At 66.5% G+C, this 16,248-nt stretch carries 13 protein-coding genes; 5 read left to right on the forward strand and 8 right to left on the reverse strand.

What is annotated here, in order from left to right:
* Nucleotides 1-29 precede the first annotated feature (29 nt).
* Nucleotides 30-1,442: a hypothetical protein gene (locus J0J01_RS05625; RefSeq protein WP_296379402.1), complete on the reverse strand. Its 1,413-nt coding sequence runs from the start codon at nt 1,440-1,442 to the stop codon at nt 30-32.
* Between the two features lie 107 nt (nt 1,443-1,549).
* Here J0J01_RS05625 and J0J01_RS05630 point away from each other — a divergent pair, with 107 nt between their 5' ends.
* From J0J01_RS05630 to J0J01_RS05640, 3 genes are all read left to right on the forward strand, one after another.
* Entirely contained in the window at nt 1,550-1,783 is a 234-nt protein-coding gene (locus tag J0J01_RS05630; RefSeq protein ID WP_296379246.1) for a hypothetical protein, read from the forward strand.
* A 220-nt stretch (nt 1,784-2,003) separates the two neighbouring features.
* Nucleotides 2,004-2,477 (forward strand): (2Fe-2S)-binding protein, encoded by a 474-nt coding sequence (locus J0J01_RS05635; protein WP_296379247.1) that lies wholly within the window; start codon nt 2,004-2,006, stop codon nt 2,475-2,477.
* A 1-nt stretch (nt 2,478) separates the two neighbouring features.
* The gene (locus J0J01_RS05640; RefSeq protein WP_296379248.1) at nt 2,479-4,752 is read left to right on the forward strand and encodes a molybdopterin cofactor-binding domain-containing protein; all 2,274 of its coding nucleotides are present in this window, start codon (nt 2,479-2,481) and stop codon (nt 4,750-4,752) included.
* Between the two features lie 131 nt (nt 4,753-4,883).
* On the opposite strand, the gene J0J01_RS05645 is transcribed toward J0J01_RS05640, so the two are convergent.
* The 3 genes from J0J01_RS05645 to J0J01_RS05655 form a co-directional block, all read right to left on the reverse strand.
* Nucleotides 4,884-6,119: a glycoside hydrolase family 130 protein gene (locus J0J01_RS05645; RefSeq protein ID WP_296379249.1), complete on the reverse strand. Its 1,236-nt coding sequence runs from the start codon at nt 6,117-6,119 to the stop codon at nt 4,884-4,886.
* Nucleotides 6,120-6,208: 89 nt separating this feature from the next.
* Nucleotides 6,209-8,620 (reverse strand): glycosyltransferase family 4 protein, encoded by a 2,412-nt coding sequence (locus J0J01_RS05650; RefSeq protein WP_296379250.1) that lies wholly within the window; start codon nt 8,618-8,620, stop codon nt 6,209-6,211.
* Nucleotides 8,621-8,834: 214 nt separating this feature from the next.
* On the reverse strand, nt 8,835-9,158 hold the full coding sequence (locus tag J0J01_RS05655) for a hypothetical protein (protein ID WP_296379251.1): 324 nt from the start codon (nt 9,156-9,158) through the stop codon (nt 8,835-8,837).
* Nucleotides 9,159-9,436: 278 nt separating this feature from the next.
* Between J0J01_RS05655 and J0J01_RS05660 the strand changes: the two genes are divergently transcribed.
* Nucleotides 9,437-10,699 carry a cation:proton antiporter gene (locus J0J01_RS05660; protein WP_296379252.1) on the forward strand — a complete coding sequence of 421 codons (1,263 nt, stop codon included), beginning with the start codon at nt 9,437-9,439 and terminating at the stop codon, nt 10,697-10,699.
* 42 nt (nt 10,700-10,741) lie between these two features.
* On the opposite strand, the gene J0J01_RS05665 is transcribed toward J0J01_RS05660, so the two are convergent.
* Nucleotides 10,742-12,331, reverse strand: coding sequence for an ABC transporter substrate-binding protein (locus J0J01_RS05665; protein ID WP_296379254.1), 1,590 nt, complete (start codon nt 12,329-12,331; stop codon nt 10,742-10,744).
* 197 nt (nt 12,332-12,528) lie between these two features.
* Between J0J01_RS05665 and J0J01_RS05670 the strand changes: the two genes are divergently transcribed.
* The gene (locus tag J0J01_RS05670) at nt 12,529-13,644 is read left to right on the forward strand and encodes an FRG domain-containing protein (protein ID WP_296379255.1); all 1,116 of its coding nucleotides are present in this window, start codon (nt 12,529-12,531) and stop codon (nt 13,642-13,644) included.
* 123 nt (nt 13,645-13,767) lie between these two features.
* Here the strand turns inward: J0J01_RS05670 and J0J01_RS05675 are convergent, their stop codons facing one another.
* From J0J01_RS05675 to J0J01_RS05685, 3 genes are read right to left on the reverse strand one after another with little or no spacing between them, the layout of a single operon-like run.
* Nucleotides 13,768-14,448, reverse strand: coding sequence for a hypothetical protein (locus J0J01_RS05675; protein ID WP_296379256.1), 681 nt, complete (start codon nt 14,446-14,448; stop codon nt 13,768-13,770).
* Nucleotides 14,445-14,888, reverse strand: a complete 444-nt coding sequence (locus J0J01_RS05680) for a hypothetical protein (RefSeq protein ID WP_296379258.1) — start codon at nt 14,886-14,888, stop codon at nt 14,445-14,447. The genes J0J01_RS05675 and J0J01_RS05680 overlap by 4 nt, the downstream gene beginning before the upstream one ends.
* A 3-nt stretch (nt 14,889-14,891) precedes the next feature.
* Nucleotides 14,892-15,812: an AAA family ATPase gene (locus tag J0J01_RS05685; protein WP_296379259.1), complete on the reverse strand. Its 921-nt coding sequence runs from the start codon at nt 15,810-15,812 to the stop codon at nt 14,892-14,894.
* Nucleotides 15,813-16,248 lie beyond the last annotated feature (436 nt).

The raw sequence follows: 16,248 nt of genomic DNA on the forward strand, positions 1-16,248 counted from the left end.
GGCCAGGGTGGGGGTGAGCCCCACAGGCGTCACTTCAGCCCCGCGACCTGGCGCGCTTCGCCGCCAAGCTCGAGGATGTGCATGCCGGTATTCGCCCGGTCGACGATGTAGACGTAGCCGCGCTCGTCGGTCTCGACGTTGTTGGTCTGGATCGCCGTCTTGCAGCGGTCCTGGCCGTCGACCTTGACGCAGCGCTTGTCGGTCTTGTCGGTGATCGCCGGGATGAAATGGCCGATCTCCTTCGGGTGATAGGGATCGCGCACGTCGATCGCCCGCACCCCGGCGTTGAACCAGGCGATCAGCGCGATCTTCTTGTAGAACACCGGCGCCATGCTCTCGTTGGAGGAATGGGCGCCGAAGCGGCCGCCGCGCTGGCAGAAATGGCCGCTCGCCTCGGGCACCGTCCAGCTCGAGATCATCGTCGGCCGGGTCTCGATCGAGATGTCGGCGAACCAGATCATCTGCCGCGGCTCGTTGCATTCGTTGAGGATCGCCTCGTCGACGATCATCACGATGTCGCGCGTCTTGCCGTCCTTGTCGTTGGCGAACTCCGCGATCGGCATCTGCAGCATCGGGAACACGGTGTGTGCGCCGTTCCACGCCGACATCAGGAGCCGCCCGACCTCGGGCGCGCGCAGGTTGTCGGGCGTCGGCTCGGGCGGACCCTTCAAGAGCTTCTCGCGATCGACGATCTGGATCACGCCGCCCTTGTTGGTGCCGTAGCCGAAGAAGACGCGGTTGCCCTGCGGCCCGGTCGAGATCGGGCCGTGCAGGTCGGTCGGCACCTGGCCGGTCGCGCCCGGCTCCTGGCCGGGCAGGCCGAAGTCGCGGATGTGCACGGGCTTGGCCGGATCGGAGAGATCGTAGACCTGGGTCATGCGCTTGGTGCGCCAGTCCTTGGCGCCGCCCACCAGGTAGGCGATGCCGGTGTCGCATTCCCACCAGTTCTTATGGGTGTCGCGCAGGCCGTCGAGACGGATCACCAGCTTGGGGCTCGAGGGATCGGCGACGTCCCAGATCTCATGCGCCTGCCCGCCATAGGTCCGCAGCATGTAGACCGCGTTCTTGTCGCCCTTCGGCAGTTGTGCGCCATCGCACACCCGCACCATCTGCGCGCCGCCATCCTCGTATTTACCGGGCGCGCCGGGGATGTGGCGGAGGTACTTGGGGTGCGCGGCATCGGTGACGTCGAGGATCGAGGTGCCGTTGGGTTCCGGCTGCCCGGTCATCGGGTTGACCGGCGTCGGCACGTCGTCGGTGCCGCCGTGATGGCCGACATAGGCGATGAAGCGGCTGCCCTGCTTGTGGATGGTGGGCTGGTAGGCCGAGCGCGCCTGCAGGTCGCTCCAGCCGACCAGCTTCATGTTGGAGGCCTCGGGCGCGGCGCCCACCTTCTGCTGCTGGGCAGAGGCGCCGTTCGCGATACTCCCCGCAATACCCATGGATACGAGACAGACCGACAGCCAACGGCGCGTCATGGCGTTTCTCCCTAGGTTTGGGCGCCATGTTACGTCGGCAACCAATCCTCCGGCCAGACATTGCTGTCGCTATGGACCCCTACGAACGCGAGCGGATCGACCGCCTCAACCGCGAGGCCGAGCGGGAGAGAGCGCCCGGAGATCCGTCGCAGCCGGTCGATGCCGGCGATTCCAAGCCGCTGATCGTGATGATCTGCGCCGCGCTCGCCGCCACCGTGGTCGTGCTCGGCATCATGTGGGTCAACAACAGCCGCTACGACGGCACCTCCGGCCAGCCGGTCGCCGAGCAGCGGTCGCGCCAGTAACGCAGCAACGCACCAGTGATCCGGCCGGTAACCCGCGAGTAACTCGCGGCATTCACCATCTGTGCGGAGACCCATGCGCCGGCGTCCTCCGGATATCGAATAACGCTCCTTGACGTCTTCCGGGATTGGGACAACGCTCGTCTCAACCAAAAAGAGTGCGCATTCGACAGAACGACTGCGCGTGTGGCTCACCCAACGAAGCCAGCCTCCCGGAGGATACATGCTGACACTCACCGTCAACGGCCAGCAGAAGCAGGTCGATGTCGAGAACGACACGCCTCTGCTCTGGGTCATCCGTGAGCATCTGCAGATGACCGGTACCAAGTTCGGTTGCGGCGCTGGTCTGTGCGGCGCCTGCACGGTGCATCTCGACGGCACCGCCGTGCGCTCCTGCCAGACCGCGGCCAGGGACGCGGTCGGCAAGAAGATCACCACCATCGAAGGCCTGACGGTCGGCGGCAAGCCGCACCCGCTGCAGGACGCGTGGATCGCCGAGCAGGTCGCGCAATGCGGCTACTGCCAGTCGGGCCAGATCATGCAGGCCGCGTCGCTGCTCGCGACCAACCGGGACCCGACCAAGGCCGAGATCGTGGCGCACATGGACGGCAACCTCTGCCGCTGCATGACCTACGGCCGCATCCAGAAGGCGATCATCCGCGCCGCCGCCGATATCCGCGCCAAGTCGGGAGCGTGACATGACCCACATTGAACGCAATTCCCTCCGCCGCCGCAGCTTCATCGTCGGCGCCTCCGCCACGGGCCTGGCCTTCGGCTATGTCGCGGCGAACGGCATCAAGGACGCTCTCGCCGCCCAGAGCTTCGGGCCGACCGCGTGGTATTCGATCGGTCCCGACGGCATCGTCACCGTCATGGTCGGCAAGGCCGAGATGGGCCAGCACGTCTCCAGCACCATGTGCCAGATCGTGGCCGAGGAGCTCGAGGCCGATTGGAGCAAGGTCAGGATCGCGCTGCCCAACAACGATCCCAAGTACAACGACCCGATGCTGGGCGCGTTGATCACCGGCGGATCGTGGTCGACCCGCATGAACTTCGAGACCATGAGCCGCGCCGGCGCCGCCGGCCGCATCACCCTGATCGAGGCGGGGGCCGGCCTGCTCGGCGTCCCGGTCGGCGAATGCCGCGCGTCCAACGGCCAGGTCATCCACAGCAAGACCGGCAAGAAGGTGAGCTACGCCAAGATCGTGGCCGACGGCAAGGCCAGCAAGACCTGGACGCCCGACGAGCTGAAGGCGATCAAGCTCAAGACGCCCGACCAGTACAAGCTGGTCGGCGTCGCGGTGCCGCAGCTCGACATCCCGTCCAAGACCAACGGCACGGCGAAGTTCGGCATCGACACCATGGTGCCGGGCATGCTGTACGGCCGGCCGGTGATGCCGCCGGTGCGCTATGGCGCGACGGTCAAGGCGGTCGACGAGACCGAGGCCAGGAAGGTCAAGGGCTACGTCAAGGCGGTGACGCTCGACGACAAGACCGGCACGACCTCGGGCTGGATCGTGGCGGTCGCCACGACCTACGAGGGCGCCAAGAAGGCGGCCGACGCGCTCATCGTCACCTACGACAAGGGCCCTAACGCCAACGTCAGCGACCAGACGATCATCGACGAGGCCAAGAAGCTGCAGGCGAGCGACGCCGCCGGCCAGCTCTTCGTCTCCCAGGGCGATCCGGCCGCGGCGATCGCCGGTGCGGCCAAGACCGTCGAGGCCGAGTACCTGACCTCGATCAACATCCACGCGCCGCTCGAGCCGATGAACGCCACCGCCTACGAGCAGGGCGGGGTGTGGCACGTCCACACCGGCAACCAGTTCGCCTCGCGCACCGGCGGCATCGCCGCGGCGGCGCTGGGCGTCGATCCGAAGAACCTGGTGCTGCACCAGTACTTCATGGGCGGCGGCTTCGGCCGCCGGCTCGATGCTGACATGGTCATCCCCGCGGTGCTCGCCTCGAAGGCCGTCGGCAAGCCGGTCAAGCTGATCTATGCCCGCGAAGACGACATGGCGATGGATTTCACCCGGCCGCTCACCTACCAGAAGGTGAAGGCCGGCGTGGATGCCGACGGCAAGCTGGTCGGCTTGCAGCACGACGTGGTCTGCGCCTGGCCGACGGCGCGCTGGGGCATCCCGGAGTTCCTGACGCCCGCCGTCGACAAGAAGGGGCCGCTCGACGGCTTCACCGTCAACGGCGCCGACTTCTGGTACACCGTGCCCAACCACAAGGTGCGGGCCATCTTGAACGAGCTGGCGCAGAGGGCGACGCCCTCGGGCCAGCTCCGCTCGGTGGCGCCGGGCTGGACCTTCTGGGCGGTCGAGAGCCTGATCGACGAGCTGGCGCACGCCGCCGGCAAGGATCCGGTCGACTATCGCCTGGCCATGCTCGACGGCGCCGGCAACAACGCCGGCGGGGCCAAGAAGCTCGCCAACGCGCTGCGTACCGCGGCCGGCCGCGCCGGCTGGGGCTCGGTCACGCTGCCGAAGAACACCGGCATGGGCATCGCCTGCGTCTCCAGCCAGGAGCGGGCGACCGCGACCTGGACGGCCTGCGCCGCCACGGTCGAGGTCAACCCGACGAGCGGCGCGTTCGAGGTCAAAAAGCTCAACGTCGCCATGGACCTCGGCACGGTGATCAACCCCGACGGCGTCAAGGCGCAGATCGAGGGCTCGACCCTGTGGGGCATGTCGCTGGCGCTGTTCGAGCAGGCGACGCTGAAGAACGGCGCGCTGCAGGCCACCAACTTCGGCGACTACACGCCGATGCGCATGAGCGAGATGCCGGAGCTCGACATATCGATCATCGCCAACAACGATCCGCCCTCGGGCTGCGGCGAGCCCGCGGTCACGGTGGTGGCACCGGCGATCGCCAACGCGATCTTCAACGCGGTGGGCGTGCGGGTGAGGAGCCTGCCGATCACGCAAGCTGCGGTGCGCACGGCGCTGCAGGCGAAGAAGACCTGACGCCCTTCCTCCTCTCCCCGCCGGGGGGGGGGTGTGTGAGGGGGAATCGGAAGGGCGGCCGAGAGGCCGCCCTTCAGTTTCCCGACAACAAGCCCCAGGCGCCGGTCCTGCCCGCTGCGCGGCGGCCCGGTTCAAGACATCGCTTGCATCAACGCAGAGATATTCATGGTCGCGAAGTTGGAGAATGTGTCCGACACCGCGTACGGCAAGATGATCTGATCGTTGTGCCGAATCGCGCCGCACGTATAGACCACGTTCGGGACGTATCCTTCGCGCTCTGACGATTCGGCCCGCAACAGCGGTTCGCTCGAACGCGCCAGCACCCGTGAAGGGTCGTGCTTGTCGAGCAGGGCCGCGCCGATCGAATATTTTCGGACCGGGCCGACGCCATGCGTCAGCAGGAGCCAGCCCTCGTCCAGTTCGATCGGCGATCCGCAGTTGCCGATCTGGACGAACTCCCAGGGGAATTGCGGCTTGAGGATCGCCTGGCCGCCTTCCCATCTGTAGAGATCGTCCGAGTAGGCGAGATAGAGGTTCTCGTTGTCCTGTCGCGTGATCATGGCGTACTTGCCGTCGATCCGGCGCGGGAACAGCGCCATGCCCTTGTTGCGGGCAGCGGCGCCGTGCAGCGGCGACATTCGAAACGAGAGGAAGTCGCTGGTCTCGATCAATTCCGACCGGATCGCGGTGCCCTTGTAGGCGGTATAGGTCGCGTAAAAGGTCGTCCGCCCGCTCTCGCTGAATTCGACGAAGCGGGCGTCTTCGATGCCGTTCGACTGCGATTCCGTGACCGGAAAGATCACGCGTTCGCTGATGTCCTGGGCCGGATCGAAGATGACCTCGACTTCGTCACCGAGCGGTCCGGGCACCCGCTGCCCGATCCGCGGACTGGAAGCGAGCCGGGCTGTCGGATCGACGGCGATGCTTCCGTCGGCCGCGATGGTCCCGGTGCGAAACGTCAGCGACGAAACATGTCCTTCGCCGACCGCACGGAGGCTGAGGATGAATCGCAGGCTGCCGGTCTTGGTACCCGACTGGTCGGGGTGCGCCACGATGCTGGGATTGAACAGGGCCGACGCCTCGAACGAATACTCATTCAGGAAATAGGCGCCGATGAGCTGGCACTGGACTTCGGAAAAGGTGCAGTGCGCCGCAAGCGCGTCTTCCATATCCGCAGCGCGTTGCTCGAACGTCCGCAGGAGGTTGCGGTGCCGGCCCTCGAAGTTCTCCAACACGTCCGCCAACTGGCTGGCTGCCGCCTTCGCGTCGAGCGCGAGAACGCGCTCGACGATATGATTGGCCCGTGTCTTGTCGGTCGGGTTGAGATCGCGCGGCTCGGTCGCCGGCTTGAAGGGGCGCACGATCACGCGGGCAGGGTCCGGACGCAGATAAAGAGCGTGCCGATTGAGAAAAGTCGCTTGCAACGAAGTGTCCTCTGTTCGCCCGGAACGCCGGATCAGGCGCCGATGGCGCGAAGCGCCACGGGATCTCCCGGATTGACGTTGATCCGCGCAAGCTGGCGGATCTCAGCCAGGGCCAGCAGATACGACACCACCGATTCGCCTCCGCAATTCTCATTAGCACGATCGGGGTGCAATCCATCGCGGCAACTGCCGGTCTCGGGATCGACCAGCGCAACCGACAGGTCGTTGCTGCCGAGAAACCACGAGAAAACCCTGGTTGCGATCGTTTTCCATTCGGCATCGCCGTCGGCGCGCCACGCGGCCAAACAGGCCGAAATTGTCGCGGCAGCTTCCAGAGGCTGTTGATCGAAGGCGCGAGGAGGCTTCCGCAGTTCGCCGAAACTTGCCGTGCCGACGGGACGGAAATCGCTGGTCGATGTCGTTTGTTGCCTCATCAGCCAGCGCAGCGATCTCAGCCCGGCATCGACATACGCCGGTGTATGCGTCGCTAGGCCTGTAACGATCAAGGCCTGCGGCAACCGCGCATTATCGTAGGCGAGGCCTTCCTCGAACCACTGCCAGTTCGGCGTCTCGACCGCCGCCAAGCCGGACAGAAGCCCTTCTGCAAGGACAATACGGATGTCCCCGGCGCGGCGATCATCGGGAACCGCGGCGCAGTAGGCGTCGAGACCCAGCAGCGTGAAGGCCGATGCGCGGGGGGAACCAAGGCGTTCCGCGGCCGGCAGCGCCTGGGCGAACAACGCACGCGCCCATCGACGCCGCGCCGCGCTGGCGTCGTTCCGCGTGCACTCGCCGAGCGCCCATAACGTTCGGCCGTGACTGTCCGTGGAGCCGCTGTCTTCGAGCCAGGACCGGTCAAAACCCATGAAGTTGCGAAATCTCCCAGTATCGGGGTTCCACGCGTGCTGCACAAAAGCGGCGAAGCGCGCCGTCAGCCCCTCCGAAATGGGCCGCTCGCCAGGTTCATTGAGCGCGCAAGCCAGCAACAAGGCGCGGGCATTGTCGTCCACGCAGTAGCCGTGGGCGCGGTTGGGCACCGAATGCACGGCGTGCTGAAACAGGCCGGTATCGTCGCACATCGACAGGAAATGCCCCAATCGCATGTCGGGCGCGGCGCGCGCGAGCGGGTTCGGCCGGTGGCCCTGCGTCGCATGCTCGAACACGGTCCTGTAGCGCTCGGCGGTGCGCTCCCATGTCATCGACCGGCTGGCGGCATAGGCGCGCTCGCGCATCGCCTGCCGGCGCGGGGTGTCCGTGAGCAACTCCGCGATTTCGTGGCCGATCCCCGCCGAATCGCCAAAGGGAACGAGAACGCCGCGCCCGTCGGCCAGCAATTCGCGCGCATGCCAATAGGGCGTCGAGACGACCGGTTTGCCGAGGCCGAAGCTGTAAGCCAGCGTGCCCGACGTCATCTGCGCTTCGTTGAGATAGGGCGTGACGTAAACGTCGCTCATCGAGATGAACTCGAGCAGCGTGGCCTGGTCGACGAACTGGTCGAGGAATACCACGTGATCTTCGATGCCGAGCTTGCGCACGCGCGCCATCAGGCTCTCGCGATAGGCCTCGCCCTGATCGCGAAGCAGATTGGGATGCGTCGCTCCGAGCACGACATACACCGCGTCCGGTCGCCGCTTCAGGATCCGGGGCATGGCGTCGATCATGACCTCGATGCCCTTGCTCGGCGACAGCAGCCCGAATGTCAGAATGACGGAGCGGCCGCTGAAGCCCAAGACAGCCTTTGCCGTGTCCGGGGCGACAAAGGGAAAATCCGGGATGCCATGAGGGATGACCTCGATCTTCTCGTGCGGCACCCGATAGACGCTGTTCAGCAGCTCGCGCGCCATGTCGGCCATCACAACGACCTTGGCCGACGCTTCGACGATTCGCTCCATCACCTTGCGCTGGGCCGCGCTGGGGTTTGCCAGCACCGTGTGCAGTGTCGTCACGACCGGCATGGCAAGCCGCGTCAGCAATCCGAGGATGTGGGCGCCGGCATCGCCGCCGAAGATCCCGAATTCGTGCTGCAGGCAGACGACATCGAATCGACCGGCGTTCAAGGCAGCCGCGGCGCGCCCATACTCCCGAGGGTCATCGTCCCTGACCTCGCGAATGACCGATGCCGGATACTCATAGGTCCGATCGCGGTCGGTCATCGCCACGACCGAGGTCTGCAGGTTGGGGGCTGCTTTCGAGAGCGCGCGGTGCAGGTCGGTCGTGAAGGTTGCTATGCCGCAGCGGCGGGGCAGTGAATTCCCGATGAGGGCAACCCGGCGGAGCGGCGTCGCGGGCGCGCGGGGAAAAACAGACAGAGGGCTGCCCTGGACGACTGAAGCGGCGTCGCGCCGCGCGGCGTCGAGCAGCAGGCGCTTCTGATCCGCGGGAGCTTCCTGGATCCGGTTCGTCGCGGCGGCGGCCGTTATGGCCGTCGAAGGCAGATCCGTCATGGGAACCCCTCATTTATGGTTATTGGTGAGTCCCCGCCGGAAATGGATAGATGAGCACGCGCCGGACCGATCACCGAGCGGTGCATTCAATGAGATGGTGGGTGGGGCCGCCGGTTATCAGGGGCCGGGCGACGTATATTTATTTCGCGCGCGCCAGCGTTGCGTTGGACATCCCGAGAAATGACGCGCCGATATCGGCCCTCAAAAGTTCCGCTCACGCCTCCGCGGCCAGCCGGGCGAGCAGCGCGTCGAGGGCACGCGCCGCGTGCTCGTCCCAGGCATGACCTTGCCAGCCGTGGCGGGCCGCGAGCTCGGGCAAGGTTTGGCCGGTGTCGAGCACGCTCGCCTCTATGTCGCAGTCTTCCGACCAGTGCGAGGCGCCGGCGCGGCCGTCGACATGGATGCGTCGTCCATCCCTCAGCCGGGCCACGAAGCCGCCGGACCAGCCCGCGCCGGCGTTGCCGATCCACGCCGCTTCCATGGCGGCGAGGTCATCGGCGACGAAGCCGTGCCGCGCAGCATCGAGGCGACGCAGCACCTGCACGAAATGATCGAGAATGGGGCCGTCCTCGTCGGTGCCCCGCAACGAGCGGCGTGCGGGTGCGGAGCCTGCCGATCACGCAGGCCGCGGTGCGCACGGCGCTGCAGGTGAAGAAGACCTGACGCTCTTCCTCCTCTCCCCCGCAGGGGGAGAGGTTGGGTGAGGGGGAATCGGACGGGCGGCCGAGCGGCTGCCCTTCTTCTCGTGAAACGCGGATACGAAGCCTGGTTGCGGTTGCTTTGCGTGGCGTGCGGATTTCGGTCACCATCCGCCGCATGGAACCGGATGTGGCCTCGATCGATCTTCCGCCGATGGCGCGGTTCGCCGTCGTCCTCTTCCTCGTCCTCTGCATCCCCTACATCACGCGGCGGCTGCGCCTTCCTTCGGTCGTCGGCTACATCCTCGCCGGCGTGCTGGTCGGCCCGCACGGCATCAGCCTGTTGCCCAAGCATGCCCAGACGGCGGAGTTCTTCGCCGAGCTCGGCAAGCTCCTGCTGATGTTCTTCGCCGGCCTGGAGGTCGACATGCGCCTGTTCCGCGAGAACCGGCGCAAGTCCCTGATCTTCGGGCTGGCCACCTTCGGCCTGCCGTTCGCGGCCGGCCTCGCCGCCGGCCTCAGCTTCGGCTACGGCCCGATCTCGGCCATCCTGGTCGGATCGCTGCTCGCCTCGCACACCCTCATTGCCTATCCGATCGTGATCGCCGCCGGCCTGGCCCGGCGCCCGGCGATCGCCATCACGGTCGGCGCGACCATCCTGACGGACATCCTGTCGTTGCTGGTGCTCGCGGTGTGCGTGACGACCCATGTGAGCGGCTTCAGCCCGCGCTCGCTGGCCCTCCAGATCGGCGAGCTCGCGCTGTTCGTCGCCGTCATGGTGGGCATCGTCGGGCCGGTCGGTCGCTGGCTGTTCGAACGGCTCGGCAAGAGCGACGAGCTCTCCTTCACCCTGATGATGGCGATCGTGGCGGCGGGCGCGACGTTTGCCGAGGCGCTGCAGCTCGAGGGCATCCTCGGCGCGTTCCTCGCCGGCCTCGCGGTCAACGAAGCGGTGCGCGGTACCGCGGCCAAGGAGAAGATCGAGTTCCTCGGCAACACCGTGTTCATTCCGGCCTTCTTCATCGTCACCGGCTTCCTGGTCGACCTCCGCGTCTTCGCCGTCACCCTGTGGTCCAACACCGCCCTCGTGCTGGCGATCGTGCTCGGCCTGATCGCGGCGAAGTGGATCGCTGCCGAGATCGCCGGCCGCGCCTGGGGCTTCTCCGCCGTCGACCGCGGCCTGATGGGCTCCCTGACCCTGCCGCAGGTCGCGGCCACCCTCGCATCGGCTCTGGTCGGCTACCAGGCGGTCAACGGCGCCGGCCAGCGGCTGGTCGACGACGCGATGCTCAACACGGTGCTCGTCCTGGTGATCGTCACGTCGGTGCTGGGCCCGATCCTGGTCGAGTACTTCGTGCGCCGCGCCGGCGCGGGCGAGCGGTCGTCATCGGCCGTCGCGTCGGTGCCTGGGCAGAGCCCGGTCAGGGACAGCGGGTCATGATCTTCAAAGCCGCTGCGGATACAACCTCGGCGATAGGCTCGGCTACGTGCCCTTGATCGTGATGTCCTCGTAGGGCGCCGTGTAGGGGAACAGCGGGATTCGGCCGAAGCCGGACTCGCCGACGCGCGGCCCGATGCCGTTGATGAAGGCAAGCTGCCAGATCGGCGCGTAGATCGTCCGCTCGACCATCAACTGCTGGATCTTGAAGAGAATGGCCTCGCGCCGCGGGCGATCCAGTTCGCCCGCCTGTTGCTGGTAGAGCTCGTCGATATCCGGGTAGCTGCCGTAGGAGAAGACGCCGCCCTTCACGAGGTGGGCCTCGATGCGCGTCGCGGCATTTCCGAAGGCGCCCGGGCCGGCCTGGATGATGTTCTTGTATTTCTTCTCGCTGAATTCCTTGATGAACGCGGCGCGCTCGATTGGCCGCAACTTGGCCCGGATGCCGACGGCGAGAAGGTTGTCGACCACGGCTTCGCCGATGTTGGAATACGAGGCGTCGCAATTGTAGTTGCCGGCATCGAAGCCGCCGCGCAGCCCCGCCTCGGCCAGGAGCCGCTTCGCCTTGTCGGGATCGAATTCCGGTGCCGGCGGCTGCCAGTAGAAATCGAAGCCTTTGGGGACGATCGCGTTTCCCGTCACTTCCGAGAAGCCGAGCGTGAGCGCCTCGTTGATGGTCTTGCGGTCGATCGCCAGGCTGGCGGCTCGTCGCACCCGCACGTCGTGCCACGGCGACTGGTCGTCCCACTGCTCGGGGAAGTAGAGGCAGAACGGCCCCTGCACCAGGGCCGGCTTGAGCGCCAAACCGGGTGTGCTCCGCAGTTTCTCGGCCAGTTCGCCGCGCACCGAATAGGCGATGTCGATCTCGCCGGCCTTCAGGGCGGCGAGCCGCGTGGTCTCGTCGGGGATCACCTTGAAGACGAGGCGCTTGACCGCCGGCTTCTTGCGCCAGTACCGCTCGGACGCCTCGAGGACGAGCTCCACGCCGGGCTTGAACGAGACGAACCTGTAGGGGCCGGCGCCGACCGGCGCCTTCTTGAAGCCGTCCGGGCCGACCTGTTCGGCATATCGCTTCGGCACGATCCAGCCCGCGCCGGTCGCCGTGGCATAGAAGGTCAGGAAATCCGGCCACGGCTTCTTCAACCGGAAGCGGACATGCCGGGCGTCGGGCGTCTCGACCTCGGCGACACGGGCTTGCAGCAGATCGTGCGCGACGCCGCGGTAGCGATCGAACGAGAACTTCACGTCGGCCGATGTCACGGGGTCGCCGGTATGGAACGCCGCCCCTTCGCGAATCACGAAGTCATAGGTCCGTCCGTCGTCCGAGGCGGTGACCGACTCGGCGAGGCTCGGCGCCAGCGCCGTGCCGGGCATCGGCTTGACCATCGCGTCGTGCAGCGCATAGAGCACCAGGAACGGGGTGATGATGCCGGACGCTTCCGCGGGATCGAACCAGGCGGGTGCGAGGGAGACGTGGACGCCCCACGTCAACTGGTCGAGAGGAGAGGCGGCCGCTGCCGGCCGGGTGAGGCCCGTCATCAGGCCGAGGCCGCCTGCTGCGAGAAGCTCGCGCCGGCCGATCGTCGACCAGGCGTGCGCCGGACACGGTTCGCGACCTTTGGGGCCTGAACTCATTGCCGCCTCCCAGGATCCCGTTGTTCCTCGGGTATTGCTCCAACTGTAGACCGACACGGCGCAATTGTCGCGCGATCCCTTTCGGCGACGTTCTCCGGGGGTGAACCCGGAACATGTTCAACCATGTAGGCGTAAATTGGCAGGCCGCTCCAGAGCCAAGGCGGAGTATCATACCAACCACTTGACGGGGTGGCGGGATGAAGGGCCAGTGGATAGGGGACTACCGTGGCGGCGCCGACGGTCGAATGATCGTCAACGTCGACGAACTACCAACGTGCTTCGAAGGAATGGCGTACCTGCATCCTCACAACGGCAGGTTTCCACGCGCAGAGGCACACTTCACGACCGCGGGAAAGAATTCACCGTTCTCGTTTAGAACGACATGGCTTCAGCCGCTGCATCCCGACAATGGCAATCCGGTCGCGTGGGCGACTATCAAGGACCGATTTCCGGCCGATGTTGCCTTCTCCACATACGTCGATGTCAACGGCACCTTCACGAAAGACGAGCTGACCCTTAACTGGAAATCCGACGTGGGAGCGGACGGTAGCTGCGTCCTTCCCCGCTCGAAAGCGTCGGACGTGTCTTTCCTTCAAGCTGACCAGCCGACATGGGAAGAGTTCAAAGCGCAGGCGATCGAATTCGGCCGCAAGGGATACATCATGCGCGGCCAGAGCAAGGCGTGGCGTTTGCGGACTGCATTCCATCGAACAGGAAGGGCAAACCTCGCTAAATTCCTTGGCCACGATATCCCAGCGTTGCACCAGCATTTGAGCGCTCGTACGAAGCACTACTTCCAGCTTACGGACCCGCTCCAAAATGCAGCGTTTCTCAGTCTGGCGCAGCACCATGGCTATCCCACGAACCTTTTGGACTGGACCAAGTCACCGTACGTGGCGGCCTTCTTCGCCTATCGCACCGTAAGCCGGTCGGACTTAGAAAAAGCCACCGAGGAGAGCCGAGTTCGCATTCACGTGTTCGACCTGCCTTCGTGGCGACGCTTAGTGCAGCAAGTGGCCGCTGTCGCCTCACCAATCATGCACGTGTCGCTCGTGGACGTGTTGGCGATCGAGAATGAACGTCTCATTCCTCAACAGGCCGTTGCTCTCATATCAAGTGTTGATGACATCGAAAGCTATATACGCACGCATGAGGAGGCCGTCACGCGCACGTTCCTGAGAGCAATTGATCTGCCCATGCTCGATAGGGCCAAGGTCATGGAGGAGTTGCGTTTTATGGGAATCACGGCAGGGTCGCTCTTTCCGGGCCTTGACGGAGCTTGCGAAGAACTGAAGGAGCGGAACTTTCAATAAAAGTCTCGCTGAAGCGGAGCCAAGGTGCGCCAGAATCCGGATGAATTGCAAACTGCCTTCGATCTAGCATCCGCCGATCACAGGATCGTCAAGGCAATCACCTGAAGAGAAGGCGGCGTTATTCTACTCGAATGGGTCATAGTCCTCCTCAGCCTCTAGCGGATCGTACTCGTGGATGCACTCGTACAGCGGACGGCCGCGGCGTGCGTCCGCGTCGTCCCACGACGAGCGCCTGCTCCAGTGGGCCCGCTCCTCCCACCACTCCTTCGGCTTCGGCTCGGGTTTGGGCTCCGGCTCCGGCGCACGCTCTTGCTGGCGCTCCGGCGCGGCCTTGGTATCCGCTGGCGTAGCCCCCGATCCCGGCGCGTCGGGATTCTCCACCGGCGGGGGCCGCAGCTTCGCTTCCTCGGCGAGGCGCTCGGCGTCCTCCGCGGCGCGCACGGCCTTGTCCGCCGCCTCGCGCGCCTCGAACGCCGCCGTCCGGGCCGCTGCGTCGGCGGGATCGCGCGCGGCGCGTTCGGCCGCCGCCTTGGCGGCGCGTTCGGCCAGGATCGCTTCGTCGCGGGCGTCCTCCGCGTCGAATTGCTCGCGCGTCGTCGGCGGCTTCGGCGACGACGGCGACTGGGCGGCCGCGCGGACCGCCGCGACGTGCTCCGCGTGCGTCATGCGCGTCATGCGCTCGATCTTCCAGTCGTTGATCTCCTTGTGGGTCCAGCCGGTGAAGTCCGGCTCCGGTTCCGGCGGCTGCTCCGGCCGCGCGTCCTGCTTCAACGCCTCCAGCATGCGCAAGGCCGCGCTTTTCATGGCTTGCCTCCGCCGGGCTTGCGCCTCTCCGCATAGAGCTCCTCGACCTTCCGCTCGATCTCGAACGTCTCGACCGCGCGCCGGCGGTATTCCAGCATGGTCGAGAAATCGAGCGCCTGGCGCGTCGTCATCTCGCCCGCGGCAGCCGTCGCGATCACCGCGGCATGCGCCTCGGCAAGGCTCGCCGCCCCGGTAACCGGCGGCAGGTCGATCCGCACCGCCTGTTGCGGCCAGCGCCACGTCTTGCGCGCCACCTCGGCCGCCCTCGTGTCGCCGTTCTTCGCCTTGGCGACCATCACGCGGCCGATCTCGGCCATGTCGGCCGCGTCGACCGGCTCGCCGGCCGGTTTTACGCGCACGGTTTCGATTGGCGCCGTGTCACGCCCCGTCTCTTGGGGCGCGGCGCCGGTGTCCTTGGGGGTGTCCTTGGGATCGCTCATCGTTCAGTCTCCCCTTGTCTCGTGAGAGGGCGTCGGTTGCGGGTCGAGGCGGCCGAGCCGGCGCGCGCGGTCGCGCAGCTCGTAGGCGACGGTGCGCGAGACGCCCAGCTCCTCGCCGATGCGCGGCACGCTCAGGCCCCGATCGAGCAGCGCCACGACGCGCGTGAGCCGCGGGTCGTCGTCGGCCGTCGCCCACTGCCAGCGGATCAGGCCGTCGCGCTCGTGCAGCCGGGCCTCGATCGGCTCGATCGACGCGCCGTGCAGGCTGCGTGCCTTCTCGAAATGGATCTGGAAGCGTGTGCCGTCGGCGGGCCGCCAGCCCGGCGGCCGGCGCATTCCCATCACCAGGTCGAGCATGTCCTCGCGCCGGCTGCTGCCGCGCTGCAGGCCCTTCTTGTTGGCGTGGTGCACCATCAGCACGGCGAGTCCGACCCGCCGCAGCGCCATCAGGAAGCGCTGCAGCTCCGACCAGCGGTCCGGATCGCCGGTCCTCAAGCCCGCGAGGCTGGCGAGATTGTCGAGCACCACCAGCTCGGGATCGCCCCACGCCTCCATCAGCCGGCCCTGGCTGCGCGGATCGGCGAGGTCCAGCAAGGGCCCGCGGTTGAGGTCGGCCAGCATGAACTCGAGCGTCGGCGGCGGCGGGCCGAACGCGGCGAGGCGGGCGCGGATGTCGACCGCCGCCATCTCGCCGTCGAGATAGAGCACGCGGTGCGGCCGCGGGCTCGTCCAGCCGAGGAAGCTCTCGCCCGCCGCCGCGGCGCGGGCGATGCCCAGCGCCACGAAGGTCTTGCCGAGGCCGCGCGGCCCGTAGAGCAGGGCGATGCTCTTGGTCGCGAGGATCGGATCGAGGATCGCCGCACGCTCCGGCAGCTCGGCCGCCAGCAGCGCGGGCGCGGTGAGTCGAACCCAGTCGTCCATCATATGTGGAATATAGTTAATCAATAGAATACGTCAAGGTTGACAATTTGCACTGCCGCGTCCGGCGCGTCCGCCGGCGTCCGGCCCGGGGGGTGGGGCCGGATTCCCGGATTCGAGGCCAAAAGCCTTATGGATTGGGCATCGGACGCGTCCGGGAATCCGCCGGATCGGGGCCGGACGCGGGCCGGAATGCCCGGGCGAGAATTTTTAGTTGGGACCGCCCGGTAAATCTCCGCGAAGGAGCGTCCGTCGCGGCAGGGAGGTCAGGACGTGACCCCGGTGAAGGCCATGAGCAGCAGGACGATCGCCAATCCGATCGCCATCAGCGTGCCGACAGTGACTGCCAGTTCGGAATAGCCGTACATCGATTCCCCCATCGATCAAGCATCCGCTGTCCGTCCCATACCACTCGGCCGGTGTCGCCGACATGAAATCAGTG

The organism is Reyranella sp. (assembly GCF_017305915.1).
Classification (GTDB): domain Bacteria; phylum Pseudomonadota; class Alphaproteobacteria; order Reyranellales; family Reyranellaceae; genus Reyranella.

Excerpts from the sequence above, each read along its gene's own strand:
- J0J01_RS05660 (WP_296379252.1), top strand. The coding sequence starts at position 9,437 with ATGGAACCGGATGTGGCCTCGATCGATCTTCCGCCGATGGCGCGGTTC.
- J0J01_RS05650 (WP_296379250.1), bottom strand. The coding sequence starts at position 8,620 with ATGACGGATCTGCCTTCGACGGCCATAACGGCCGCCGCCGCGACGAAC.
- J0J01_RS05675 (WP_296379256.1), bottom strand. The coding sequence starts at position 14,448 with ATGAAAAGCGCGGCCTTGCGCATGCTGGAGGCGTTGAAGCAGGACGCG.
- J0J01_RS05640 (WP_296379248.1), top strand. The coding sequence starts at position 2,479 with ATGACCCACATTGAACGCAATTCCCTCCGCCGCCGCAGCTTCATCGTC.
- J0J01_RS05630 (WP_296379246.1), top strand. The coding sequence starts at position 1,550 with ATGGACCCCTACGAACGCGAGCGGATCGACCGCCTCAACCGCGAGGCC.
- J0J01_RS05670 (WP_296379255.1), top strand. The coding sequence starts at position 12,529 with ATGAAGGGCCAGTGGATAGGGGACTACCGTGGCGGCGCCGACGGTCGA.
- J0J01_RS05625 (WP_296379402.1), bottom strand. The coding sequence starts at position 1,442 with ATGGGTATTGCGGGGAGTATCGCGAACGGCGCCTCTGCCCAGCAGCAG.
- J0J01_RS05685 (WP_296379259.1), bottom strand. The coding sequence starts at position 15,812 with ATGATGGACGACTGGGTTCGACTCACCGCGCCCGCGCTGCTGGCGGCC.
- J0J01_RS05665 (WP_296379254.1), bottom strand. The coding sequence starts at position 12,331 with ATGAGTTCAGGCCCCAAAGGTCGCGAACCGTGTCCGGCGCACGCCTGG.
- J0J01_RS05680 (WP_296379258.1), bottom strand. The coding sequence starts at position 14,888 with ATGAGCGATCCCAAGGACACCCCCAAGGACACCGGCGCCGCGCCCCAA.
- J0J01_RS05635 (WP_296379247.1), top strand. The coding sequence starts at position 2,004 with ATGCTGACACTCACCGTCAACGGCCAGCAGAAGCAGGTCGATGTCGAG.